We start from the raw sequence: 24070 nt of genomic DNA on the forward strand, positions 1-24070 counted from the left end.
ATACCTCCACGAACGGGGGTGAAGCTGACTATCCGCCACGTTAGGAGCAGTACCGGGGCGTCGCTCGTCCGGTTGGGCCAGTGGAGCGCCCCGAAGAGGGGCGGGGAACCTAACCGAGCGTCAGCACGGCGACGGCCCCGCCGTCCGCCGCGTTCGCGAACGTCAGGCGGGCGCTCAGTACCTCCGCCTGCCCGACCGCGATGGTCAGCCCGAGCCCGTGCCCCTTCGCACCGCCCTCGGTGCGGAACCGCTGCGGCCCGTGCTCCACGAGATAGTCCGGATACCCGTCCCCGTGGTCCCGGACGGTCACCACCGGCCCGTCGACCGTCAACGACACCGGCGGGCGCCCGTGTTTGTGCGCGTTCGCGACGAGATTGCCCAGCACCCGCTCCAGGCGCCGCCGGTCCGTCTCCACCCGCGCGTCCCGCAGCACGACGACCGCGGTGTCGGTGCCGGACGCGCGCACCACGCGCTCCGCCAGCGCGGCCAGCCCCTCCGCGTCGACCTCCAGCCGCTCGCGTCCGGTGTCGAGGCGGGAGATCTCCAGCAGATCCTCGGTGAGCGTGCGCAGCGCGGCCACCCGGTCCTGCACCAGCTCCGTCGGCCGCCCCGGCGGCAGCAGCTCGGCCGCCGCGTGCAGCCCGGTCAGCGGGGTGCGCAGCTCGTGCGCCACGTCCGCGGTGAACCGCTGCTCGCTCAGCAGCTTGCCCTGCAGCGAGGCCGCCATGGAGTCCAGCGCGGCGGCGACCGCGGCCACCTCGTCCTGGGGGTGCGTCGGGTCCTTCGTACGGGGATCGTCGACGCGCGCGTCCAGGTCGCCGGCGCTGATCCGCCGGGCCACCTGCGCCGTGGCCTGCAGCCGCCGGGTCACCCGGGTCACCGCGAACGCGCCCACCAGCAGCGTCACGCCGATCGCGAGGCCCGACGACCACAGGATCGCCCGGTCGAGTCCCGCGATCGTGCGGGACTGCTGCGAGTAGTCGACCTCGACGGCCAGCGCCCGGCCCCGGTCGGCCGGGCCCGCGGCCCACATCGTGGGACGCCCGTGGCGGTCGGAGACCATGGTGCCGCGGCTCCCGGACCGCGCCAGCCTGCGCAGGTCGTCCGGCAGCTCCGGGGGATCGACGCCCGTGCCCGGCAGCAGCGTGTCCCCGGCCTCGTACGCCTTCGTCGCGTCCGACAGCCGGGACAGCGCGAGATCGCGGGCCTGGCCGACGGTCTGGTTCGTCACCGAGACATGCACCAGCACACCGAGCATCGCGGCCAGCGCACAGCACATGACGGTGATGAAGACGGCGGCCTTCACGGCGAGCGTGCCGGCCCACTGGGGCAGCCCGAGCCTCGTCATGGGGTCGCCGAGGGGGAGAGGGAGGGAGAGGCGCCGGTGGTCGTGGAGGGCGATGTGCCGGCGGACGCGGAGGGCGATCCGGACCGGCTTGCCGACGGCCGCTTCGGCGGCTGCTCACGCTTGCCGTTGTGCAGCATCTCGTCGTGGGTGAGCAGCATGACCTTCTGCTCCGGGTCCCAGGTCCACTGGAAGCGGTACTCGTAGTCCGACAGGTCGGACGGCGCGTGGATGATCACCGAGCGCCCGGCCAGCTCCACCCCGCTCACGGCGTCGTTGTTGGACATGACCTGCACGACCCGGTTCCCCTCGACCGTGTAGACGCGCACGGCGGTCTGGTTCCCGGGCAGCAGCCGGAAGCCCAGCGTGAGGTCGGGGTGCCCGTCGCCGGTGATGTCCCGGTAGTAGGGCCTGAGCAGGGGGCACTTCGCGTCCGCCGGGCGTTTGCCGCAGGAGTCCATCCGGCGCACGGTCTCGCGGTACGGCGCCTTCGAGCCGGCGTAGTCGTCCGCGTGCTGGGCGATCTCCGCCCGCACCAACCTCGCCGGATCCACCTTGCGGATGTCGCCGCCCGGAGCGGTGACGCCCTTCATCGTCTCGGACTCGCCGTTGTCGTAGTTCCAGGCGGGGCTGGACGCGGGCGTCAGGCTCGGCCACAGCTTGGCCGGGCTGGTCGCGGTCGGGGTGGACCCCGCGCCCTGCAGCCCGCCCGCGTCACCGCAGCCCGCCACCAGGGCGAGCGCGGCGAGGGCGGTGCGTGCGGCGCGGGAGCGGGGCACTGTACTCCTGTGACTGAGAACGATCGGTGACCCGGTACACCCTATTCGTCCGGGGAAACGATCACCTTGCTACTCCGCCAGCTCCTCCAGCAGCCGGGCCGTCGGCAGCCCGGCCCGCAGATAGTCCACGAAGAGGTCGTTGTGCAGTGCCCAGGGCGAGCGGCGGGAGCGGATGAGGCGGATCGCCTGCTCGGCGGAGTGGCCCCGGCGCACCAGGGTGTGCGCGACCACGAGCCCCGAGCGGTTGTACCCGTGGTAACAGCGGACGAGGACCTTGCGGCCCTCGTCCAGTGCCTCGCCCGCGGCCCGTGCCAGACGGATCACGCCCGCGAGCTGGGTGCCGTCCAGCGGGCCGTCGGGGATCGGCCACACATGGTGCTCCACGCCCGGGTCGGGGCCGTGTCCCGGCAGTCTGAGCAGGGTCTGCACAAGATCGAACTCGTCGCGCACCACAGCGAACTCCAGATCACCGGTGCCGTTCCTGAACTGGTGTCCGCCCATCCACAGTCCGGGCACGATCTCGCTCCATGGACTGGCCGGAGCCGGTACATCGGGTTGCTTCCTGCGGGTACGCAACGACGCCTCCCCAAGTGCCCTCCCAACTCCTCCCAAAGGTAACCGTCTTCTTGCCTGGGGAGCACCCCGCCTGTTCCCATGGTCAAGGGGTGATGGCGCATGACCGGACTGCGAGTCATACCGTCCTGGCGGCACGGCCAGGAGCGGCTCTACGTTTGCCACAGGGACGGGCGCAACGTCGCCTGGTACGACCGCGAGGCCGCACGGGTCAACCTGCTCAACGACAGCGAGGAGGAGCGCGTACTGAAGGCGCTCGGCCCCTTCCTCACCGGCCCGGTCACCGTCGGCCCGCCGCCGGTCCCGACCCCGGCCGAGCTGGCCCGGCTCTCCCTCCACCCCGACGACGACCTGGCGCCCAACCGGCCCGGCGAGGCGCTGCTGATCGCCCTGGACCGGGAACCGGGCCCCTCCCACCGGCTGCGTCCCGACCCCCGGCGCAGGGCGCTGACGGCGGAGCAGACGATCGGTGAGGCCCTCGACCGCCTCGACGGCGCGGGCTGGCACACCCTGCACTCGGTGCCGCTGCCCGGCGGCGACCGCATCCACCACCTGACGATCGGCCCGGGCGGCCTGTTCGCCGTCCACACGCTCTACGCCCGCAAGCAGAAGGTGACGATCACCGACCCCATGGTCACGCTCGGCCGCCGCGAACCCCAGCCCCTGCTGCGCCGCGTCCGCGCCGACGCCGACCGCGCCTCGTACGCCCTGACCGCCGAGGTCCACCCGGTCCTGGCCCTCCTGGAACCCACGGACGTCACGATCCCGACCCCACTCCGCGAGGTCCGCGTCATGAAGGACACGGACTTCGACGACCTGACACGACTCGGCGGCGTCCTGAAACCGGCGGACGTGGAGGCACTGCACGCCATGGCACGGGATCGGGGGACGTGGGGGCGGGTGTGATGCGCCGGGGGCGCGTGCTGGATGCGTTCAGGGGAGTGGGCCGGGTGCCCTGCTGAGCCGTCTCCAGGGGAGCGGGCCGGGTACCTGCTGAGCGGGTTCAAGGAGGGGGGCCGGGCTGCCCGCGGAGCGTGTTCAAGGAGGGGGCCCGGGCTGCCCGCCGAGCGTGTTCCAGCGGGCGTACTGAGTGTGTTGTTCAGGGAAGTGCCCCAGCGTCCTCCGCGTCGAGCAGTGGCGACAGCAGGTCGCCGTAGTCCTGTACGCGGGGGGCGAGGTCGGGGGCTCTGAAGGTGAGTTGGTCGGGGGCGCCGCACTCCTCGACCTCGCTCCAGGTCACCGGGGCGGAGACGGTGGGCTCGCTGCGGGCGCGGAGTGTGTAGGGCGCGGCGGTGGTCTTGCGGGCCGCGTTCTGGCTCCAGTCGACGAACACCTTGCCGGGCCGCAGACTCCGCGTCATCCGGTGCAGAACCAGCCGGGGCATGGCCCGCTCGGCCTCCACGGCGAGCTCCTTGGCGTACTCACTGACCCGGTCGGACGGGGTCGGCCGTACGGCGGCGAGCAGATGCAGCCCCTCGGACCCGGAGGTCTTGGCGCAGGCCCGGATGCCGTCGGCGGCGAGCCGCTCCCGCAGCCAGAGCGCGACCTCGCAGCAGTCGACGACGCTCGCGGGCGCGCCGGGGTCGAGGTCGAAGACGATCCGGTCGGCGACGCCCGGGTCGGCGATGACCCACTGGGGCGTGTGCAGCTCGGTGACGAGATTGGCCGCCCACATCAGACTCGGCAGGTCCTGCACGAACACCATCCGCGCCGGCCCCTCCACCCGCGGCACCTCGGCGGTCGTGACCCAGTCGGGCGTACCGGGCGGCACGTTCTTGGTGAAGAAGACCTGACCGTCCGGCCCGTCGGGATACCGCAGGAACGACACGGGACGATCCCGCAGGTGGGGCAGCAGGACCTCGGCGGTGGTGGCGTAGTAGTGCAGCACCTCGCCCTTGGTGAACCCGGTGGCGGGATAGAGCACCTTCCCCAGGTTGCTGAGGGCGAGACGTCTCCCCTCCACCTCCGTGATCGGCGTCATACGATGAGAATCTCACGCAAACCGCAAAGGAGCGGAGCAAACCGGGTGAAAGGGTGCTACACGTGCGATCCATATGGAACGGCGCCATCTCGTTCGGTCTGGTCAGCATCCCGATCAAGCTGGTGAACGCCACCGAGAGCCACTCGATCTCCTTCCGCCAGATCCATGTGGAGGACGGCGGCCGCATCCGCTACCGCAAGGTCTGCGAGCTGGAGGAGAAGGAGGTCAGCGGCGCGGAGATCGGCAAGGCCTACGAGGACGCCGACGGCTCGATGATCCCGATCACGGACGAGGACCTGTCCCATCTGCCGCTGCCCACGGCCAGGACGATCGAGATCGTGGCCTTCGTCCCGGCGGACCGCATCGACCCGCTCCAGATGGACGCGGCGTACTACCTCGCGGCGGGCGGGGCCCCGGCGGCCAAGCCGTACACCCTGCTGCGCGAGGCGCTCAAGCGCAGCAACAAGGTGGCCGTCGCGAAGTTCGCCCTGCGCGGCAAGGAGCGCCTGGGGATGCTGCGGGTGGTCGGAGACGCCATCGCGATGCACGGCCTGCTGTGGCCGGATGAGGTGCGCGCCCCCGAGGGCGTCGCCCCCGACACGAACGTCACCGTCAACGACAAGGAACTCGACCTCGCGGACGCCCTGATGGACACCCTCGGCGAGATCGACATCGAGGAGCTGCACGACGAGTACCGCGAGGCCCTGGAGGAGGTCGTCGCCGCGAAGGCCGCCGGCGAGGCACCCCCGCAGAGCCCCGAACCGGCCCGCGGCGGCAAGGTGCTCGACCTCATGGCGGCCCTGGAGAAGAGCGTGAAGGCCGCGAAGGAGTCGAGGGGCGAGGAGGCCGCCGAGGAGGACGGCTCCCAGGAGGACGCCGAGGTCACCCACCTCCCGGCCCGGAAACGGACGGCCAAGAAGACCGCCGCCAAGAAGTCGACGGGCAAGAAGACCGCTGCCAAGAAGACCACGGCCTCGTCCTCGTCCTCGGCCAAGAAGACGGCATCGAAGTCGTCGCAGAGCACGAAGAAGACGGCGGCCAAGAAGTCGACGGCGAAGAAGACCACCACCAAGCAGCAACCGGCGAAGAAGCCGGCGTCACGCAAGCGCTCGGCCTAGATCGCCGCGTCCCCGAACCGCGTGCTCGCGTCCCCGTCCGCCCCGCGGAACGCCTCAAGAATCCGCTCCGCCGCCAGCGTCGCCGTCAACTCACCCTCCCTGACCTGCTGTTCGAGGGACGGCGCGAGGGCGCGTACGGCGGGATCGTGGTGGAGGCGGTCGAGGAGTTCGTCGTGGACCATGCCCCAGGTCCAGTCGACCTGCTGGGTGCGGCGCTTCTCCGCGAGACGCCCGGTGGTGTCGAGGAGGGCGCGGTGCTGTTCCAGGCGCTCCCAGACGGAGTCCAGGCCGGACGACTCGCGGGCGCTGCAGTGCAGGACCGGCGGGGTCCAGAACGCGTCCTTGCCGTGCATCAGCCGCAGCGCGCCCGCCAACTCCCGTGCGGCGGCGCGGGCGTCGCGTTCGTGCGGTCCGTCCGCCTTGTTGACGGCGATCACGTCGGCCAGCTCCAGGACGCCCTTCTTGATGCCCTGCAACTGGTCGCCGGTGCGCGCCAGCGTCAACAGCAGGAAGGAGTCGACCATGTTGGCCACCGCGGTCTCCGACTGCCCGACACCGACCGTCTCCACGAGGATCACGTCGTAGCCCGCCGCCTCCATGACGACGATCGACTCCCGGGTCGCCTTGGCGACACCCCCCAGCGTCCCCGCCGTGGGGGTGGGGCGGATGAACGCCGCGGGGTCCACGGCCAGGCGCTCCATGCGCGTCTTGTCGCCGAGGATGGAGCCGCCGGTGCGGGTGGACGAGGGGTCCACGGCCAGCACCGCGACCCGGTACCCGAGCCCCGTGAGCATCGTCCCGAACGCGTCGATGAAGGTCGACTTCCCGACGCCCGGCACCCCGCTGACCCCGATCCGCCGCGCCTTCCCGCTGTGCGGCAGCAGCTCGGTCAGCAACTGCTGCGCCAGCACCCGGTGTTGAGGCCGGGTCGACTCGACGAGCGTGATGGCGCGCGCGACGATCGCCCGCTTCCCGTCGAGCACGCCCTTCACATACGTGTCGAGTTCGATCGCTGCCATGGCCGCTACAGCTCGTGCCCGAGGCCGGCCGCCAGCCGTCGTACGAGATCGTGGGCCGCGTCCGGGATCACCGTCCCCGGCGGGAAGACCGCCGCCGCACCCATCTCCAGCAGCGTCGGCACGTCCTGCGGCGGGATCACTCCGCCCACCACGATCATGATGTCCTCGCGCCCCTCCTCGGCCAACTGCTCACGCAGCGCAGGTACGAGGGTGAGGTGCCCGGCCGCCAGCGACGACACCCCGACGATGTGCACGTCCGCCTCGACGGCCTGCCGCGCCACCTCGGCCGGCGTCTGGAACAGCGGGCCGACGTCCACGTCGAAGCCGAGGTCGGCGAACGCGGTCGCGATCACCTTCTGGCCCCGGTCGTGGCCGTCCTGGCCCATCTTGGCTACCAGGATGCGCGGACGGCGCCCCTCGGCCTCCTCGAAGTCGGACACGAGCGCGCGGGTGCGCTCCACGGACGGGGACTCGCCGGCTTCGTTGCGGTACACGCCGGTGATGGTACGGATCTGGCTCGCGTGCCGCCCGTACACCTTCTCCAGGGCGTCCGAGATCTCGCCCACGGTCGCCTTCGCGCGAGCGGCGTTCACCGCCAGCTCCAGCAGGTTGCCCTCGCCGCCGGCGGCCCGGGTGAGCGCGTCCAGCGCGTCCTGGCAGGCCCGCTCGTCGCGCTCCGCCCGCAGCCGCCGCAGCTTCTCGATCTGCTGCGCCCGTACGGAGGAGTTGTCGACCTTGAGCACGTCGATCTGCTCGTCACTGTCGACGCGGTACTTGTTGACGCCGATGACGGGCTGACGCCCGGAGTCGATGCGCGCCTGGGTCCGGGCCGCGGCCTCCTCGATGCGCAGCTTGGGGATGCCCGCGTCGATCGCCTTGGCCATGCCGCCCGCCTGCTCGACCTCCTGGATGTGCTGCCAGGCCCGCCGGGCGAGGTCGTACGTCAGCTTCTCGACGTAGGCGCTGCCGCCCCACGGGTCGATGACCCGGGTCGTGCCCGACTCCTGCTGGATCAGCAGCTGCGTGTTGCGCGCGATCCGGGCCGAGAAGTCGGTGGGCAGCGCGAGCGCCTCGTCGAGCGCGTTGGTGTGCAGCGACTGCGTATGGCCCTGGGTGGCCGCCATCGCCTCCACGCACGTGCGCGTGACGTTGTTGAACACGTCCTGCGCGGTGAGCGACCAGCCCGAGGTCTGCGAATGGGTGCGCAGGGAAAGGGACTTGGCGTTCTGCGGGTCGAACTGCTTCACCAGCTTCGCCCACAGCAGCCGCGCCGCCCGCAGCTTGGCGACCTCCATGAAGAAGTTCATGCCGATCGCCCAGAAAAAGCTGAGGCGCGGCGCGAACGCGTCCACGTCCAGGCCCGCTTCACGGCCCGCGCGGATGTACTCCACCCCGTCCGCGAGCGTGTACGCCAGCTCCAGATCGGCCGTCGCACCCGCCTCCTGGATGTGATAGCCGGAGATGGAGATGGAGTTGTAGCGCGGCATCCGCTGCGAGGTGAAGGCGAAGATGTCGGAGATGATCCGCATCGACGGCTTCGGCGGATAGATGTAGGTGTTGCGGACCATGAACTCCTTGAGGATGTCGTTCTGGATGGTCCCGGCCAACTTCTCGGGCGCCACGCCCTGTTCCTCGGCCGCCACGATGTACAGCGCCAGCACCGGCAGCACGGCACCGTTCATCGTCATCGACACGGTCATCCGGTCCAGCGGAATCCCGTCGAACAACTGCCGCATGTCGTAGATGGAATCGATGGCCACGCCCGCCATGCCGACGTCGCCCGTCACCCGCGGGTGGTCGCTGTCGTACCCCCGGTGCGTGGGCAGGTCGAAGGCGACCGACAGGCCCTTCTGACCGGCCGCCAGATTGCGCCGGTAGAAGGCGTTGGACTCCTCGGCCGTGGAGAAGCCCGCGTACTGACGGATCGTCCAGGGCTGGTTGACGTACATCGTCGGGTACGGCCCGCGCAGATACGGCGCCATGCCCGGGTACGTCTCCAGGAAGTCCAGGCCCTCCAGGTCACGGCCGGTGTACAGCGGCTTGACCGCGATGCCCTCCGGGGTCTCCCAGAAGGTTCCGTCGTTCCCGGCCGCCTTGCGCCAGTCGTCGAGGCCGGCGTCGGTCCTCGGCTCCCCGAGCTCGATCCCGGAGAAGTCGGGGATTCCCATCAGGACACTCCCATGCGGTCGAGGGTGGCGGACAGCACGGCGACGGCGTCACAGCCCGCGAAGACGTAGGCGTCGACACCCGTGTACTGCCCGGGGCGGCCCGCGAGGAACACGTGCGTGGCGCCCGCCGACCTGAACTCGGCGGCCACGGATTCGGCCTGCTCCTCGTAGAGAGCGTCACTGGAACACAGACACACCTCGCTGGCGCCGCTCTCGGCGAAGGTGCCCTCCGTGACGGGCTCGATGCCGCCCGCCTGGAACAGGTTCGACGCGAAGGCCAGGCGCGCGGTGTGCGCGGCGGCCGGACCGAGCGCGGCCAGGAAGACACGGGGCCGGGAGCCGGTCGCGGCCAGATGCGCGTCGGACCGGGCACGCAGGGCCTCGTACGCCTCGTCCCGCCGGACGCGAGGAAGGCCGCCGGACGGAGGCGCGGGGGCGGGCTCCCGCTCCACGGCCGGCTCGGCGAGATTCGGGAACTCGCTGACACCGGTGACGGGTTCGCGCCGCTTGGCGAGCTTGGTGGTGCGCGCTTGCCAGGTGTCGGTGAGGGTTCGGCTCAGCTGCCCGGAGCGGAGGGCGGCGGCCTGACCACCGGCGCGCTCGATCTGCTGGAAGAACTCCCAGCCCGCATGGGCGAGTTCGTCCGTGAGCCGCTCCACGTACCAGGAGCCGCCCGCCGGATCGATCACCCGCGCCAGGTGCGACTCCTCGACGAGGATGGTCGAGGTGTTGCGGGCGATACGTCGCGCGAACGCGTCCGGCAGGCCGAGCGCGTGGTCGAAGGGCAGTACGGTCACGGCGTCGGCGCCGCCGACCCCGGCGGCCAGCGTGGCGATCGTCGTCCGCAGCATGTTCACCCAGGGGTCCCGGCGCGTCATCATCACCGGCGAGGTGACGACGTGCTGCACCTGGGCGCCGGGCGCCCCGCACACCTCGGTGACCCGCGCCCACAGCCGGCGCGCGGCGCGCAGCTTGGCGACGGTCAGGAACTGGTCGGCGGTGGCGGCGTAACGGAACTCCAGCTGGGCGAGGGCCTGTTCGACGGTCAGTTTTCCGGTACCGGCGCCCGCTTCTGTGAGCTCGCGCAGATAGGCGACTCCGGTGGCGAGCGAGCAGCCGAGCTCCTGGGCGGCGGACCCCCCGGCCTCGTGATAGGGCAACGCGTCGACGGTGAACGCGCGCAGCCCCGGGTACTGCTCGGCACACAGCCGGGCGAGGGGGACGAGGGACGCGAAGCCGAGCGCGCGACCCGTACGGGCCTCATGCCCGAGCGGATCGGCCCCGAGATTGCCGCGAACGGCATCGTGGGCGACCCCGCGCTCGTCATGGATCCGCATCAACTCGCGCGCAGCGGCCTCTACTTGCTCTCCGGCATCGAGAACGACAGGAGCAAGGTCAAGATAAACACCGTCGAGAGCTCGCCCGAGTTCGGAGACCGGGATGCCGCCCTCGCCGAGGACCAGCCACAGCGAGGTGACGCCGTTCTCCAGGTCGGCGAGCACGACCCCGTCGGAGGCCGAGGTGTGCCGCTGCCGCAGATCCCAGCCGCCACCGGTGTTGCCCTCGGGGCGCCCGCCGCGGACGTACGGGGCGAACCCGGGCAGCCCGGGATCGGGCGCGGCGTCGTGCGCGGTGTAGAGGGGGCGGGTGCGCAGCCCGTCCTCGAGCGCGGTGGACAGGGCTTCTTCCGCAGCCGACCCCGAGACGTCCTTGCCCGACTTCCGCAGCACACCCTCCACAAGGTGTTGCCACTGTTCACGAGTCGCGTCAGGGAACTCGGCGGCCAGCGAGAGCCCGTCGTCAGGCAGGACCGTCATGCTCGGATGCTAGGCCAGAGGTCCAAAGGAGCAGCAGGGGGAAGGGCTGTGACCTTGTTCTCTTGGGGGTTGTGATGTGGGTCTCGGGGCTTTCGACCGAGGTAGTTGAGTCTTGCAGTATTACAACTCAATCACCATCTCCATCAATCCATCACATCCGGCGTGCCCGCACGGATAGTTTCACCCCCCACGTACCGCTAGACCCGGGGGATCCCATGAGCCACTACCCGCCCCAGCCGTCGCCGTGCTCGCCGCCGCCCGGACCGCCGGCCACCCGCCCCGCACCCAAGTGGGCCCGCAAGCGCTTCGTACTCCCCGCCCTGGTCCTCGCGTTCGCCCTGGGCGCGGCAGGCGCCGGCGCGGACAGCGGGAACACGAACACCGACACGACGAAGACGACCGCCGCCGACAAGGCCGAGCCGGCGGCCACAGCCACGGTCACCGCAACAGCCACGGCAACGGAAACCGCCAAGCCCGAGCCCGCCCCGACGGTGACGAAAACGGTCAAGGTAAAGGTCACGGTCACGGCTCACGCCGCATCCTCCGGTTCCGGATCGAGCGGCAGCGGAACCTCCGGCGGCTCGTCATCCAGCGGGGGCTCCACCTCATCAGGGGGCTCCACCTCCGCAGGCAACGGCGCAACAGCCCGATGCAACGACGGCACGTACTCGTACGCGGCCCACCACCAGGGAGCTTGCTCGCATCATGGGGGTGTGGCGGTCTTCTATCGGTGAGCGGGCCTTCGGGCAGGCTGAGCAGTGTCCACGCGGGGGGGGGAACAGTGAGGATCAAGGACCCGGAATACCCGGCAGCGGTCGAACTGGCGGTAGAGATCCTGCAGAAGCGGGCCCGGGAGGGGCAGACCATCACGTACGGAGAGCTGAGCGCCGAGCTGAAAAAAGGAGGCTACGACTCCATCCCACCTCACCGCGGGATCATGACGTACCTGCTCAAGGACGTCTGCCTCCACCGCAACGAAGACGGCCGAGCACCGATGCTCTCGGCAATCGTCGTGAACCAGGCCAGCAGGGAGCCATCCGGCCAGTTCTCCAGCCTCGCCAGAAGCCTGCCCTTCTCCCATCCGGAGAACTGGAGTTGGCAGGACGAGCAACAGCGGGTGTTCGCTCGGCACCGCGAGGGGTGACGTCGTTACGGCGTAACGACTGGGGTCAGACCTTGATGACGATGGCGCGTGTTCCGCACAGGGCCGCGAGATCTTCGGGGTCCGAGGTGAGCACGGTGACGGGCCCCGGGGCGGCGAGGGCCGTCGCGCTGAGCACGGAGTCGATGGCGTACTTGTGCCCGCGCAGGCCGGCATCGGTGAGCAGGGCGGCAGCATAGCGCGCGACCGCGTCGGTGACCGGCTCCACGACGAGACGGGAGAGCGTCCACTCCAGGGCCGGGCGGTTGATGCCAGGGCGGACGGCCTCCACCAGAGTGGCCGACGACGTGATCACACGCAGGTCATCGGGCCCAGCAAACGGGCTCGGACCCCGACCTCACCGAAGCTGCGGGCGTGGTTCTCTCGGCACTCGTAGGCCCCTACTGGCGGGTGCGTTGGTTGAACGCGAGGGTGCTCATCTCTGAGGTGGCCCTTTCAGGTTGCCCTCTTCGACTGCGTCTACTTCTTGCCGACTCGCGCTAGAGAGGCGCTTTGGTAACTGCCAAGGTCGTTCTTGATGTGGGTGGACATCCCAGGTCCATAGCCAGGGCCGCCGTACACACTCTGCCTGATCTTGTGGGTGAGGTCTCGCGGGACCTCAGCGCCGGGCTGGGTGATTTCCATGGCCTGGTAGAGGTCGGAGCGCAGCTCGTAGAACTTCGCGTAGACGGGCTGGGAGAAAAAGACGCCACCTTCCAGGTTGAAGTCCATGAGTTCTTGGGCGTACTGCTCAGCCCATTCGCGGGTCTTGGGCTGACCTGAGAGAGTCCAGTTGGTTTCGTAGCGAATGTGGATCTTCCAAAGCTTGGGGTAATACTCGATCCGCCTCTTGATGATCTCTTGGAACTGTGTCTGGACTGCTGCGTTGTGGTTGGTCTGCACGGTGGCGCGGACAGTTAAGAGGGTTCCGACCACGGACACCACTGCCGCTATGAGAGCGACGGCCGCTGGAGAGTTGAGATCCATGGGCACCTTCTATCTCGGGTGCTGCGCCCTTGCCGCTGGTTTGGAGGATTCACCTCGTCGATTTCGCCCGCGGGCGAGTCGCGTCGGCTGGTGGCGCTCAGCTCTTGCTCCGGGGGCGGCGAGTGAAGTGGCGTTGCGGCCACTGCACTTGGTGCCTGCGCCGACCCCTTCTGTTCCCGATCGCTCTGTTGGAGATGATCCACTACCACCGCTGACCCGCTAGGCGCAGGAGCGAGCGGAGCCATGCGGCTTGTTCTGCCTTCTTGTGGCCGTATCTCGCTTGCTGCTGCCATGGCGGAAACGCCGGCGCGAAAGTACAGGGGGCCTTGTGGAGCTGCACATCACGCGCTGGAAGCGGTACGGACATGACCGTCTGTACGCCAACCTGCCTGAGGGCCCTGCGGTCGGTTGGGCGGACGTCACGTCAGGGGAGATCACGGTCTTGCGGGCCGAGTACCGCGATGACGTAACCGCTGTGCTGACACAGCACTTACAGAAGCTCGACGAGACAGCCCCGCCAAACAGGACGCCCGAGACAACAGCGCGTCGTCCGGTGCTGCCGCCTCTGACTGAGGCCGACGATCTGGCCGTGAACCCTCCCGGGGCTGCCTTGCGTGATCTGCTGGACGAAACCGGTCCGGGACTCGTGGAGCGAGGGGTCTCACGCCTTCTTCGACGGCCCACGGAGTGGGACACCTGGCGCAAGGGGTTGGCGGGAGAGCGGCGCGTGGGCGCCGAGCTGAACCGATTAGCGCGCCACGGTTGGCACGTCCTGCATTCCGTTCCCTCGGCCAACCAAGTGGACATCAATCACTTACTGATCGGGCCTGGTGGGGTGTTCAGCATCAATACGAAGCATCACCACAGGAAAGCCGTATGGGTCGGCGACGATTCCGTGAAAGTCGACCACGGAAAACCGGCGCCTACGCACGCAAGCGCCGGGCGGAAGCCAAGCGAGTAGCCCGAGTGCTCGCGTACTACTGCGACTTTCCAGTGCCGGTGGAACCGGTGCTCGTCTTCGTCGGCGTCACCGACCTGAAGGTCGTGGCCACGCAGCTCACCGTGCGGGTGTACAAGGAACGCCAGGTATCGGCCCTGGCGCCGCTCTCAGGCGTACTGACAGTCGACCAGGTTGAGCAGGTGTACAGCGTCGCTCGCCACCGTCAGGCCTGGAGCCAGGCCTGAGCCGCGGCGCTCGGCCTTCGACGCCCGACGTCGGCGTGAGCCTCGTCATCCGAGAGCTCACCTGGGGCGATGCCTCAAGATCCCGTCCACGCCTCGTCCACAGGCCCCGACATACGGCCGCTTCGGGCCGCATACGGCTGCACATACGCGAAGACCCCGGCCTCAGCGTTTCCGCTGGTGACGGGGTCTTTGGGCACCTCATGCTGGGTGCCCCCGGCAGGATTCGAACCTGCGCACACGGCTCCGGAGGCCAGGGGAGACCGTTGCGCCATTTGGGAGCTGACCTGCACGGGAAGGGTGGTCTCGGTTGCGGTGGGTGAAGATCATTACGCCCCTATTACGCGGGCGGCCTGTCGGGCGGTGGGCCCGGCCCGTATGGTCGAAGCATGATCTCGGGCAGCAGCGGGGGAGCGGACGGCGGCGCGGAGTTCACGGCGGAGGGCCTGGAACCTGTCCTTCGCGAGGCATGCGCAATGGTCGAACTCGACTCCCGCGGTGCCGAGTTGCTGCGGCTAGGCTCGAACGCGGTCTACCGCCTGGCGTCCTTGCCGGTCATCGCCCGCATCGCGCGTGATCCGGCGGTGCTCGGCGAGATGGAACGGGCAGTGAGCGTGGCCCGCTGGCTTGAGACGCAGGACTTCCCGGCCATGCGCGTGCCGGCGTCGGTCGCTCAACCGCTCGTTGTCGGCGGCCTGGTGGTGACCCTCTGGGAGAGCGTTCAGGAGAACGAGGAGTACGGGACGGTTGGGGAACTCGCGGATCTCCTCCGTCGCTTGCACTGGCTTGAAGAACCCGAGTCTCTGCACTTGCCGTACTTCGACCCGTTGGCCAAGGTGGCGGCGTCCCTCGAAGGGTTGGACGGCATCTCGGCGGAGGACCGAACGTTCCTCGAAGAACGAGCATCGAGCCTAGGTAAGGACTACGACCGGCTGGACTTCGTCCTTCCCTTCGGCATGATCCACGGCGATGCCAGTATCGGAAACATCCTCCGTCACCGAGACGGGCACGCAGTGCTCATCGACCTGGACGGTTTCGCTCTGGCGCCGCGTGAGTGGGACCTAGTTCAGACGGCGATGTTCTACGAGCGGTATGCGTGGCACAGCAAGGCGGAGTACGCAGAGTTCGTGCACCGGTACGGCTTCGACCTGATGAACTGGCCCGGGTACGAGACGCTCGCTGACCTGCGTGAGCTGATGATGGTCGCCTGGCTCGGTCACCAGGTCACGAGCAGCGACCGGGCCGCCACCGAGTTCGCTCGGCGAGTGGGGTCCCTTCGTACTGGTGAGGGCCGAGACGAATGGGGCCCGTTCTGACCGAGACGTTGGCGCGTCAGGAATCGGCCTGACCGCCAGCGGCGAGCCACAATCTGTGGTCTCTGACCTGATCGGTGAGGGTCTGTACGTCCCTGTTGCTACCGACACCTGCAAGGTTCTGCCGGAACTCCGCGAGGTAGCTGATGCAGCGAGCCGACTTCAGTTGCTCGCCCAGGTCGAGGGCATCAAGGGCGACACGACAGGCTTCCTCGACGTCGCCGGCGCGCAGGTGGGCGTCCGCCAGCACCATGGTCGCGAAGAAGTCGCTTCGTACGTGGCTTCCGCTCATGGCATTCTCGGCGTGGGCGACGGCCTTTCGGGCGCTGTTGACGTCGCGGAAGCAGTGGGCGGCCTCGGCAGCAAGTTCAGCCTCGTCGAAGTAGCTGATCCATTCGGGCTCGTCGTCGCTGTTCCGGCTCTCCAGCGCCTTCGTGGCTGCGGTCAGGGCCGCTTCGCATGCCCGAACGTCGCCGGTGCGGGCAAGTGCGCGAGCCTCCATGGCATGAAACTGGGCACGCAGTGTCGGCGTGGCCACGGGGGAGATGCCCATGAGCGCCGCGCGGGCGAGCGTCGCGGCCTGCGTGTAGCGACCGAGGAACGTCGCCTGGTGGCTCATGGCGGACAGGATGCTTCCGGCGAGCCGACGATCGTTGGCGTCCTGGGCCAGCCGGAGGGCCTGGAGGAAGTACCGCTGCGCCAGACCGTGGCGGCAGGCGTCGTAGGACATCCAACCTGCCAGGAGGGTCGCCTCTGCCACAGTAGAAAACAGCGCTCGACCCACCTGCTCTCTGTACTGCCCGCGTAGGAGTGGCGTCACTTCCGTGCTGAGGTACTGCACGGCTGCATGCCGAGCGTGGTCGCCTCCGAACCGGTCGTCTAACTCGGCGAACATGTCCGCCGTGGTCTTGACGGCGGCGACGTCTCCGAAACCGACGCGCATTCCGTCTCGACGCTGCCTCGGAACGGCCGGCTCGGGCGCGACCAGCCAACGAAGCGAGGCTTCGTTCCACGCGGGCTCGGACGGCTCGGCATGCAACAGGGGCTCGTACCGGTTGAGATCAGCGCGCCACAGCTGACCGACCGTATCGATCGCGCCCTCGGGGCTCGCCGGATAGCTGGCGTCCAAGAGCCCGGTGTCGCGCTCCCCCTCGTGGTTCAGCCCCAGCTCGGCGGCGCTGAGGGTGTACGCCTCGCACAGCAACCGACCGTAGAAGTCGTCCGGCGCGCTGTGGCCGTTCTCCCAACTGGCGATACGACGCTTCACGCTGGCGTCTGACGGGAGTTGGTGGCCGCGGCCGAGCGCAACCTGACGCAGCTCGCGTACCAACCTCGGCTGACTCCAGCCTCGGCCCGTACGGGCTTGCCGTAAGCGAACGCTGATCGGCTCTAGCGAAGACGTGACCGTTCCCTCCCCACCTGAGCACGGGTGCGACTTCTGGGGCGCACGACTCTTCGGCTTCACGATCGAATGTACGCGCAGTTCTTTGCCGCGCGCTGCAAGTAACCGTAGATCGAGGGTTGTTGATCGGTGACGGGGGATGACGCGTCCGCGCCTGACCCGTCATCCCCCGTCACCTCTCGTCATCTGCCCTGGCCAGGGTGGTGTCCCCGAGCCTGGACACAGGGCGGCATCGCGGCCGCAACCCAGTCTCGACCGAGGTGAGATGGCGTGCAGAGGATGACCAGGAGCGGCATGCAATGGCTGTCGGCGGCAGCGGACAACCCCATTGAGTGCCGGCAGGTGTGGGCGGACGATCCCCGCATGCCGTGCCTGCTGCCGACCGGCCGCTACTTCGACGTGCTGAGCGTGGAACAGCGCCTCGGGATGGAGATGTTCGATCGTCTCTTGCGGAGCGCGATGCCGTTCGGACCAACGGTCGTCGACCGCAAGGCACAGCGAGTCGGATTCTTCCTCTCCTCGCGGAGCCGCGAGACCTTCACGCACTACCTCGAACGCGAAACGTCCTCGCCACCGCCGTACCGATACCTGAGCAAGGACTGTGCCGTCGTCGTGCCGGGCCCCATCTCGCTGGCCGACGACCGCTATCAGTGGCTCCGCGCGCCTACGCGTCGGCCGGAAGCCAATCCATTGCGTCCCGTCGCCCTGGCCACTGCGCTGGTCGCTTCCGCGGAACTGCTGGCAAGGATCGACCGCTTCGACGAGCAGTACCCGACGCCGTACGCGGCGGTCGCCGCGCTCCCCGAGGAGTCGAACACGGATGCCGAATGAGCCGACCGACGGGCGCGACGCTGCCGCGTGGTCGCCGCTTGACAGCGACGGCTGGTACGCGGCCCGAAACGCCACCACCGCACTGCGAGACGTCCTCGTGCGCGCCGGCCTGGAGAAGGGCTTCCCCTACCTGCGCGCGGACTTGAACGCCTTCGGACACGGCCTTGTCGAGCTGGGCCGAGTGTCTCCCGCCACGGCCGAGCGCATCGCAGAGCTCCTGCGCCTGGCCCTGGCAAGCGGATTCGGCCGAGACCATAACGACGACGGCGACGAACCGACCGTCGCTGAAGAACGCCAGGGAAGGGCCTGACATCATGACCGACCGGCGCGGAGTAGTGGCCAAACGAGCGGAGAACCTGTCGCCGGGCGTCCCGTACGTGCGCGGCTGGAACCGCGCACGACAAAGCGCCGGCGCTCTGGCTGATCAGCTTGTGCTGCTCGGGCTGGACTCGGACTTCCCCGACCTGGTCGCCGACGTCAACGTTTTCGGTGACGGGCTGGTGCAGCTCGGGGCCGTTCGTCCTGAGGCGGCTGAGCTGCTGGCGAGGCTGATCACGGCCGGACTAGCGGCGGAATCGGCGGACACGACGACGAACGTGCCCCCGCTCCCTCCCCAGGAAGCGCCTGCGGCTTGAACCGCTCCTCGGCGTCCTGTTGCCCTGCCGCTCGGCCGGGACCGGCGCCCCAGCGCCGCAGCCCGGACGAACGGCAGGGCAACCGGCATCAACTTGGGAAGCTGCGGGCATTTGAGGCCGGTTCTGGTGCTGGCCTGGGCGAACGGCCGAACGTGGGGCTCGGTAGCTTGGCTGCTTTCACCGTGATTCCGCCGTCCCCGCTGGATCTGGTGCGTTTGTGGTGCGGCAGCCATCGAAGGACGAGGCATCGGCCGGCATATGCGGCCCGGGTTCGCCGGCCTGGAGCGCGTTGTCAGGCGCGACGCTTTGGTGGAACCGGCCCCGGAATCACGTCCTTTCCGAGGTGCTCTTTGATGAGGTACTTCAACTCGGGACCTTCGATGAGCTGAAGGCGGCCGTGCTGCCGGGCGAACTCGTGGCTTGCCCTGCCGAACCACGACGTCGTGATCAGGACACCCTTCGCGGCTCGCTTGTGTTCCACGACCCCGGCAAGGGCCTGGACGGATTCCACTCCGACGAGCTTGCTGTAGCGCTTCGCCTGGATGATGCACTCACCGTTGAAGACGGGGTCCTTGCTGACGGCTACGGCGTCGACGCCTTCGTCCTTCGACGCCTGGGTGTTCCAAGCCTCCATGCCGATCGCTTCGAAGAGCTGGCGGATCAGGTGCTCGAACTCGGTCGGCGACAACTGCACGAGTACCGGCCTGCTGTCGAGGCCCGCGACGACGTCCATGCTGTCCATCAGCCTGTACTTCGACAGGTCGAACTCGATGATGGGCCGGACAGGCTCCAGATCGTACGGATTCGGCGACACCAGGGCGTTGAGATGCTTCAGACAGTGGACCGGGTCAACCTGGCTCAGTCTCAGAGTCGCGAACTGATCTCTGCTCGTACTGAGCGTGATTAGGCAGGGGGATACCTCTTGCCCAGTGGCGCGGTCGACAGTCTTCACATGACCATTGAGCGTTACACCAGTGATGATCTTGTCCGTGTCACTGGCCAAGACCTCGTGCACGGTGCGCAGCGCGATTTGGGCGAGCACCGACGCGTACGTTTCTTTGCGCTCCTTCTCCGGACGTGGCACCGCCGTCGTTTCATCACGAGACTTGATGTACTTGTAGCCTCGTGCGGCCGGAACGCACTCCTCCAGGGGCAGCTGAATCTCGATTAGTACGTCACCGGTTGCTGCGCGGAACGCAATGCGATGCCCCCTTGGGAATCCTGCTGGATATGTGGAGGCGTCCAGCACCTCTCCCAGAAACCATTCAACTGCCTCGGCATCCCCAGTGCGGTATCTCTCGCGCCGCTGGCCTAAAGCCTCGTTGAACTCCTGAGCCTCTCGAGCCGCCTGAACCTCCCTCAGGTCGTGCGCGACCCGCTTACGCTCCAACGCGGTGCGTCGTTTCTCCTCCGCGCGCTGATGGTGCTCCTGTGCCTCACGGAAGCGTTCCTGAGAAGCTGCCAGTTCGGTGTCATATCTCTTCTTGCCCAGCCCGAGGAGCGCTGACAGCTTCCCCGGCTCCGGTGGGGCGAAGTCTTCCCACCGCGGCGCGAGTTCCGGGCGAGACCAGGGACGCTCATCGAACGCCATCGGTGTGTGCACGCGACGGAGCCGCTCGAAGGAGGTCGGCGCATCACCTACCAGGGCGTCGCGCAGCAACTGTCGTAACTGCTCCGCTTCATGCTCGACACCGATGGTTCGAGCCTGCGCAAGCTCTGCTTGCCGCTGCTCGTAGGCGACCTTCTGCTCCCGCTCCCGCCGTTTACGATCCGCCTCAGCGGCCTTGCGTGCCCGCTCAGCCTGCTGTTCCTGCTGACGCTGTGCGCGCTGCATCGCCTGCTGCTGCCGCTGATACTCACTGTGCCAATTGTTGTTCCGACGCTGAGCCATTGGACCCCTCCCCCTAGCTGCCGACCACCATGGGTCACGCTGTGCATTCCCGCAGGAAGGCAGAGAATCACCAGCAACTCGCGACCACCTTGGAGCTGTCAAGCAGGGCCCTGCACCACACTGCTTTCTGATCTTCAGATCCCTAGCCATACAGAGATCCGTCCTTGAAGGTCATGTGGGCTACCGCCGTGAGCGATCAGTCGAAGAACAGGGTGGCCCATGGGCGTGCGTCGACGACGCCGCCGTGATGCGAGCATGCACCTTGTCGGCCGATAGAGCTGGACGGCCACCCGTCGCTGCAGTGAGCGGGTGACGGCATCTCCACCCTGCTGACCTCGGTAGGCGCTTGGTCTATAAGGGAAGCCTCGGCGATGAAGTCTGAGTCGAAGCACTCCCGGTGATCGAGAACGATTCGTGCAGCCTGTCCAGCAAGGTCGCGCTTCTCGGAGTATGCCGTCGATATGTCCAACTCAGTGGCGGATGCGGCGCCGATGCTTCCGAGGGGATCGTCGGGGAGTTTGCCCCCGAGTTGCAGGATGCTTACGGTCGCGTCTCCGGCGAAGACGAGGGGAATTCGCACCGCCTGGGCTTTGTCACTCAGCGCCAGAGCATGAGTTCGGTATGGACGGCACCCAGCCTCGTGCTGATCTTCTTTCCAGGCGTTCCAGGTGCAGGACCCCAGGCCGGCCAGCAACGTCAGGGTGACGAGAACTAGTCCGGCACGGATCGTCCGCTGTTTCCGTTCCGCCCGTTGTCTCGCTCTTTCGGCCCGCGCCCGCACCGCCTCGGCGGCGGCTTCGCGCTCAGCCCGGGTGGCGTGATGGCGGCACCCTCGGCCGATTTCCTTGGGCAGCTTGCACGGCGTCCCCTTCTTGGTAGGACGTCCGCAGCGGAGCGTTGTTGAGCGTCTTCGAGGGCGGCGGTACCTGGACGGCATACCGCGCATTGTGAACCATCTACTCATACCGCTGTAGGGAGAACGACTGATAGTGGTTCGACAACACACAACCCCCGGTCAATGACCTGGAGGTTCACAGTGGAACGTGTGGCGAGAATCGAACTCGCGCTCTCGGCTTGGGAAGCTGCGGGCGTTCGGGGCTGGTTGGGGCGCTGACCTGGGCGAACGGCTGGCCTGTGTCCTCGTCGAGCCTAGGCCTTCACCGTGATTCCCCGCTGTTCCCCGCTCAATCTGGTGCGGCTGTAGTGCGAGCGGTCTGGGAGCGGCATGGGCGGGCTGGTCGCACAAACAGGCGTGTCGACGCCGATTCAGAGGTGTTGCCTGGCCGACCTGATGAGTCGTCTGATGGTGATACGGGTCCGTTCTCTCAGGTCTTCGAGCTCGTTTCTGCTCTCGGCCATGGCTAGGGCGTTGACGTCGTCGAGTAGGGAGTCCGCAGCCTGGCTCAGCGTCTCGTCGTCCGTGAGTATCTGGACCTTGAACAGTGCCTCTTGCGCGCTGGTACGCAAACTATAGGCGCGGATCCGCACCGTCTCGGGGTCCTCAAGCGGCGGTTGCTCGTGCTCGCAGAACCAGAGATGTATCAAGCAGCGGCGATAGTTGATCAGCACCCCACCGTAGGCGGAGTAAGCGTCGAGTCGTTCTTGGCGGACCTTCTCATCGCGGGTGAACTGGTGGCTTCTGTCAGTGGCGCGCTGCTGAAACGCCAGGGTGAGTCCCGCGCCGAGTAGGGTTCCCAGGACAGCTAAGACACTGGCGATGATGGTTGCCATCCACCAAGCGGAGCACGCATCGGCGCCGTTGGAAGGTCTCCAGGCCCAACTTGGCACCTCCAACACGCTTTCCAACTGTGGTGGTGGCTCCTGAGGCCGCGTCCGGGGGCGTTCACCTGGGTTCATGGGCGGCCCGCTCGTGGGCTGTGTCCGGCTCCTGGTCCCGCCTGAACGGCCGTGAACGGGGCTGAATGAGACGGAAACTGAGACGGATCTCGCTGGACCTGGAGCGAGACCAACGGGGCTACAGACGCCGAAGCGCCTCGTACAGATCGTCGTAGGCGCTCCAGCAGTCGACACTGGTCGTTCAGAGTGCCCACGTACCAGTCCTCATCGTCGACCGACTTCACCAGACACAGCCCATGGAACCCCAGGAAGAACTCGGGGTGGAGCCGTTCGTCTTCCCTAGGCCGGCCCACCCACGTCACGACGCGGCGGTGGGACGGTTGCCCCACCTACACCCAGACCTGTTGGTTGAAGCAGCTGCAGACCACACGGCGAGTTTGGCTGTCGTCTTCCTTGCGGCAGCAGAGTGCAATGCAAGGGTGCAGCGGACGGGTGGCCCAGATTTTCTACTTTCTGCTGTATCCGCCGTCGCTCCGTTCTAACGTGTCGCTATGGATGCGCTGCCTGTTGCTGCTCTCGCGGTTTCCACTCTCGGGCTTGTTATCTCCGGGGGGGCCGCAACCTTCGCTCGCCAGCAGGCAAGGTCGGGGCGTGAGCAAGCGAAGGCGGCGAGCGATCAAGCCAAAGCGGCAAGCGATCAGGTGGTGGCAGCTCAGCAGCAAGTCGTCGCAGCGCAACAGCAGGTGTCCGCTGCCAATCAACAGATCGATGTTGCGAGGCAGCAGTTGGCAGCCGCCGAGAGGGCGCAACGCGAAGCCACTGAGCCGTACGTGGTCGTGGATATTCGCGCGCGTGTACCGGGCTCTCAGCTTCTTTGGTTTGTTGTTGAAAACATTGGACCTACCCTTGCTAAGGATGTCCGGATCGCTGTTACGCCACCCCTGGCTACCAGTCGCGGTGACGAAGCTACGGCGAAGCTGAATGCTGCCGCTTCGCGTGTGATCCCAGTAATCCCGCCCGGTCGGATGTTCGGTTACACGATGGATGTCGGGTCCGGTTTCTTTGCAGACCCTGAACTGCCGCGGGTGTACACGGTGACTGTCGACGCGAAAGGGCCGCGTGGCCCGGTCGAGACTCTCACATATGTAATTGACCTGAATATTCTTGCAGACAGTGCCCTGAATGCTGACTCCATTGAATGGAGCACGAAGAGAATTGCAGACGAGCTCAAAAGGATGAGAGAGTTTCAGGCGAAGAATCGCCACTAAGTTCTTTCTTTGGTGTCAAGAGCTGATGTTAGGGCATCGGAGTGCCATCAATCAGTTTTCATCTCCTGGGGCAGAACCATCAGAACCGAGATTCAAGTCACCACTTTGAATCAAACGGTACAAACGTTCCGTCGACAGGCGCCGCTGTATTTGCGCATGCGTGAAGACGTCATCGCGGGAGACCTGAAGGACTGAGCCAGGGTCGAGCAACCACCTCGCAAGGTCGTGGTCGTCGCGACGGACGGCGTCCTCAACCTGTTGCTGCAGCCGCCTCATCAGGTCGCCAAACGACCCATAGAAGAAGTCATCGTTAGATGTAGGTGGGATCTTCGCCATCGCTCGATAGGCGGATTCCCTCAACTCATCGGCTCGGGCCGTGAACGCTGGCTCATCAACGCGCTGGCCGTCAGCTAGCCGTGCGCATGTGCGCAGGAGGTATTCAATCCACGCCTGCCCTGTGGCCCGGATCTCCCCAACCAATTGGGCGTCCCGCGCCTTGCGAGCCATGTTGGCCTCAGCAGCGTTCTTCCTCACCTTCCACACCTGAACGGCCGAGGCCGCTCCTCCCACGGCGAGACCAGCCGCTCCGCTGACGATCGCGGTCATGAGTTCACTCACGAGGGGAGTCTGACATGTAACGACCGATGGCCGTAGACAGCAGAAGGGGTGAGGGCTTTGAACCTGGGCGTTCGTAGTGGAACGGGAGATGAGCATCGAGCTCTCAGCTTGGGAAGCTTGGGTTCCTTAGCGGTGATCGACGGGTTGACCTGGGGTGGAAGGACCTTCCAGTCTCGGCGGATCAGCTGTTTGGTCTCCGCTGTTC

25 protein-coding genes and 1 pseudogene are annotated in these 24070 nt (G+C 67.5%); 11 read left to right on the forward strand and 15 right to left on the reverse strand.

The genetic code is table 11. From position 1 onward, the window contains the following. Positions 1-109 precede the first annotated feature (109 nt). The 3 genes from MQN93_RS25770 to MQN93_RS25780 form a co-directional block, all read right to left on the reverse strand. Positions 110-1348, reverse strand: coding sequence for an ATP-binding protein (locus tag MQN93_RS25770; RefSeq protein WP_016437988.1), 1239 nt, complete (start codon positions 1346-1348; stop codon positions 110-112). Then, a complete protein-coding gene (locus MQN93_RS25775) occupies positions 1345-2124 on the reverse strand; it encodes a hypothetical protein (protein ID WP_242711430.1) in 780 nt (259 codons plus the stop codon). The genes MQN93_RS25770 and MQN93_RS25775 overlap by 4 nt, the downstream gene beginning before the upstream one ends. Before the next feature lie 69 nt (positions 2125-2193). Next, positions 2194-2700: a protein-tyrosine phosphatase family protein gene (locus MQN93_RS25780; RefSeq protein ID WP_242711431.1), complete on the reverse strand. Its 507-nt coding sequence runs from the start codon at positions 2698-2700 to the stop codon at positions 2194-2196. Between the two features lie 99 nt (positions 2701-2799). Here MQN93_RS25780 and MQN93_RS25785 point away from each other — a divergent pair, with 99 nt between their 5' ends. Beyond that, positions 2800-3603, forward strand: a complete 804-nt coding sequence (locus MQN93_RS25785) for a nuclease-related domain-containing protein (protein WP_242711432.1) — start codon at positions 2800-2802, stop codon at positions 3601-3603. 193 nt (positions 3604-3796) lie between these two features. Here MQN93_RS25785 and ligD read toward each other — a convergent pair whose 3' ends face one another. Next, positions 3797-4678 (reverse strand): non-homologous end-joining DNA ligase, encoded by an 882-nt coding sequence (gene ligD / locus MQN93_RS25790; RefSeq protein ID WP_242711433.1) that lies wholly within the window; start codon positions 4676-4678, stop codon positions 3797-3799. A 62-nt stretch (positions 4679-4740) separates the two neighbouring features. On the opposite strand from ligD, the gene ku reads away from it, so the two are divergent. Continuing rightward, complete coding sequence (gene ku, locus MQN93_RS25795; protein ID WP_443064711.1) at positions 4741-5796, forward strand: non-homologous end joining protein Ku; 1056 nt, start codon at positions 4741-4743, stop codon at positions 5794-5796. On the opposite strand, the gene meaB is transcribed toward ku, so the two are convergent. From meaB to MQN93_RS44255, 4 genes are all read right to left on the reverse strand, one after another. Continuing rightward, the gene (gene meaB, locus MQN93_RS25800) at positions 5793-6815 is read right to left on the reverse strand and encodes a methylmalonyl Co-A mutase-associated GTPase MeaB (protein ID WP_242711435.1); all 1023 of its coding nucleotides are present in this window, start codon (positions 6813-6815) and stop codon (positions 5793-5795) included. The two genes, ku and meaB, sit on opposite strands and share 4 nt — an antisense overlap. 5 nt (positions 6816-6820) lie before the next feature. Then, positions 6821-8983, reverse strand: coding sequence for a methylmalonyl-CoA mutase (gene scpA, locus MQN93_RS25805; RefSeq protein WP_016437995.1), 2163 nt, complete (start codon positions 8981-8983; stop codon positions 6821-6823). Beyond that, on the reverse strand, positions 8983-10800 hold the full coding sequence (locus tag MQN93_RS25810; RefSeq protein ID WP_242711436.1) for a methylmalonyl-CoA mutase subunit beta: 1818 nt from the start codon (positions 10798-10800) through the stop codon (positions 8983-8985). Before MQN93_RS25810 ends, scpA begins: the two co-directional genes overlap by 1 nt. Before the next feature lie 223 nt (positions 10801-11023). Further along, entirely contained in the window at positions 11024-11326 is a 303-nt protein-coding gene (locus tag MQN93_RS44255; RefSeq protein ID WP_308404407.1) for a hypothetical protein, read from the reverse strand. On the opposite strand from MQN93_RS44255, the gene MQN93_RS44260 reads away from it, so the two are divergent. Together MQN93_RS44260 and MQN93_RS25820 are read left to right on the forward strand one after the other, a co-directional pair. Next, complete coding sequence (locus MQN93_RS44260; protein WP_308404406.1) at positions 11292-11534, forward strand: DUF3761 domain-containing protein; 243 nt, start codon at positions 11292-11294, stop codon at positions 11532-11534. The two genes, MQN93_RS44255 and MQN93_RS44260, sit on opposite strands and share 35 nt — an antisense overlap. Before the next feature lie 47 nt (positions 11535-11581). Next, positions 11582-11944: a hypothetical protein gene (locus MQN93_RS25820; protein ID WP_242711438.1), complete on the forward strand. Its 363-nt coding sequence runs from the start codon at positions 11582-11584 to the stop codon at positions 11942-11944. A 25-nt stretch (positions 11945-11969) separates the two neighbouring features. Here the strand turns inward: MQN93_RS25820 and MQN93_RS25825 are convergent, their stop codons facing one another. Beyond that, positions 11970-12263: a DNA-binding protein gene (locus MQN93_RS25825; protein ID WP_242711515.1), complete on the reverse strand. Its 294-nt coding sequence runs from the start codon at positions 12261-12263 to the stop codon at positions 11970-11972. Between the two features lie 158 nt (positions 12264-12421). Continuing rightward, the gene (locus MQN93_RS25830; protein ID WP_242711439.1) at positions 12422-12928 is read right to left on the reverse strand and encodes a hypothetical protein; all 507 of its coding nucleotides are present in this window, start codon (positions 12926-12928) and stop codon (positions 12422-12424) included. Positions 12929-13256: 328 nt separating this feature from the next. Here MQN93_RS25830 and MQN93_RS25835 point away from each other — a divergent pair. Next, a pseudogene (locus tag MQN93_RS25835) lies at positions 13257-14113 on the forward strand (nuclease-related domain-containing protein). Between the two features lie 386 nt (positions 14114-14499). Then, the gene (locus tag MQN93_RS25840) at positions 14500-15426 is read left to right on the forward strand and encodes a phosphotransferase family protein (protein WP_242711440.1); all 927 of its coding nucleotides are present in this window, start codon (positions 14500-14502) and stop codon (positions 15424-15426) included. Between the two features lie 16 nt (positions 15427-15442). Here MQN93_RS25840 and MQN93_RS25845 read toward each other — a convergent pair whose 3' ends face one another. Further along, positions 15443-16807: an NsdA family TPR-like regulatory protein gene (locus MQN93_RS25845; protein WP_505016695.1), complete on the reverse strand. Its 1365-nt coding sequence runs from the start codon at positions 16805-16807 to the stop codon at positions 15443-15445. Between the two features lie 288 nt (positions 16808-17095). Between MQN93_RS25845 and MQN93_RS25850 the strand changes: the two genes are divergently transcribed. Genes MQN93_RS25850 through MQN93_RS25860 form a run of 3 tightly spaced genes read left to right on the forward strand, consistent with a single transcriptional unit; the run spans position 17096 to position 18291 of the window. Next, on the forward strand, positions 17096-17656 hold the full coding sequence (locus MQN93_RS25850) for a bifunctional DNA primase/polymerase (RefSeq protein WP_242711442.1): 561 nt from the start codon (positions 17096-17098) through the stop codon (positions 17654-17656). Next, positions 17646-17966 carry a hypothetical protein gene (locus MQN93_RS25855; RefSeq protein WP_242711443.1) on the forward strand — a complete coding sequence of 107 codons (321 nt, stop codon included), beginning with the start codon at positions 17646-17648 and terminating at the stop codon, positions 17964-17966. The genes MQN93_RS25850 and MQN93_RS25855 overlap by 11 nt, the downstream gene beginning before the upstream one ends. 4 nt (positions 17967-17970) lie before the next feature. Beyond that, positions 17971-18291: a hypothetical protein gene (locus MQN93_RS25860; RefSeq protein ID WP_242711444.1), complete on the forward strand. Its 321-nt coding sequence runs from the start codon at positions 17971-17973 to the stop codon at positions 18289-18291. A gap of 292 nt (positions 18292-18583) precedes the next feature. On the opposite strand, the gene MQN93_RS25865 is transcribed toward MQN93_RS25860, so the two are convergent. Then, positions 18584-20182: a restriction endonuclease gene (locus MQN93_RS25865; RefSeq protein WP_242711445.1), complete on the reverse strand. Its 1599-nt coding sequence runs from the start codon at positions 20180-20182 to the stop codon at positions 18584-18586. Between the two features lie 196 nt (positions 20183-20378). Continuing rightward, a complete protein-coding gene (locus MQN93_RS44580; RefSeq protein WP_505016696.1) occupies positions 20379-20501 on the reverse strand; it encodes a DUF3761 domain-containing protein in 123 nt (40 codons plus the stop codon). A 78-nt stretch (positions 20502-20579) separates the two neighbouring features. Between MQN93_RS44580 and MQN93_RS25870 the strand changes: the two genes are divergently transcribed. Next, positions 20580-20897 (forward strand): hypothetical protein, encoded by a 318-nt coding sequence (locus tag MQN93_RS25870; protein ID WP_242711446.1) that lies wholly within the window; start codon positions 20580-20582, stop codon positions 20895-20897. A gap of 551 nt (positions 20898-21448) precedes the next feature. Here the strand turns inward: MQN93_RS25870 and kilB are convergent. After that, on the reverse strand, positions 21449-21913 hold the full coding sequence (gene kilB, locus MQN93_RS25875) for a plasmid transfer protein KilB (RefSeq protein ID WP_242711447.1): 465 nt from the start codon (positions 21911-21913) through the stop codon (positions 21449-21451). A 617-nt stretch (positions 21914-22530) separates the two neighbouring features. On the opposite strand from kilB, the gene MQN93_RS25880 reads away from it, so the two are divergent. After that, positions 22531-23247, forward strand: a complete 717-nt coding sequence (locus tag MQN93_RS25880) for a DUF8453 domain-containing protein (RefSeq protein ID WP_242711448.1) — start codon at positions 22531-22533, stop codon at positions 23245-23247. Positions 23248-23298: 51 nt separating this feature from the next. Here MQN93_RS25880 and MQN93_RS25885 read toward each other — a convergent pair whose 3' ends face one another. After that, a complete protein-coding gene (locus MQN93_RS25885; protein ID WP_242711449.1) occupies positions 23299-23865 on the reverse strand; it encodes a hypothetical protein in 567 nt (188 codons plus the stop codon). Between the last annotated feature and the right edge of the window lie 205 nt (positions 23866-24070).

It is taken from the genome of Streptomyces spinosisporus, from assembly GCF_022698145.1.
GTDB classification, from domain to species: Bacteria; Actinomycetota; Actinomycetes; order Streptomycetales; family Streptomycetaceae; genus Streptomyces; species Streptomyces spinosisporus.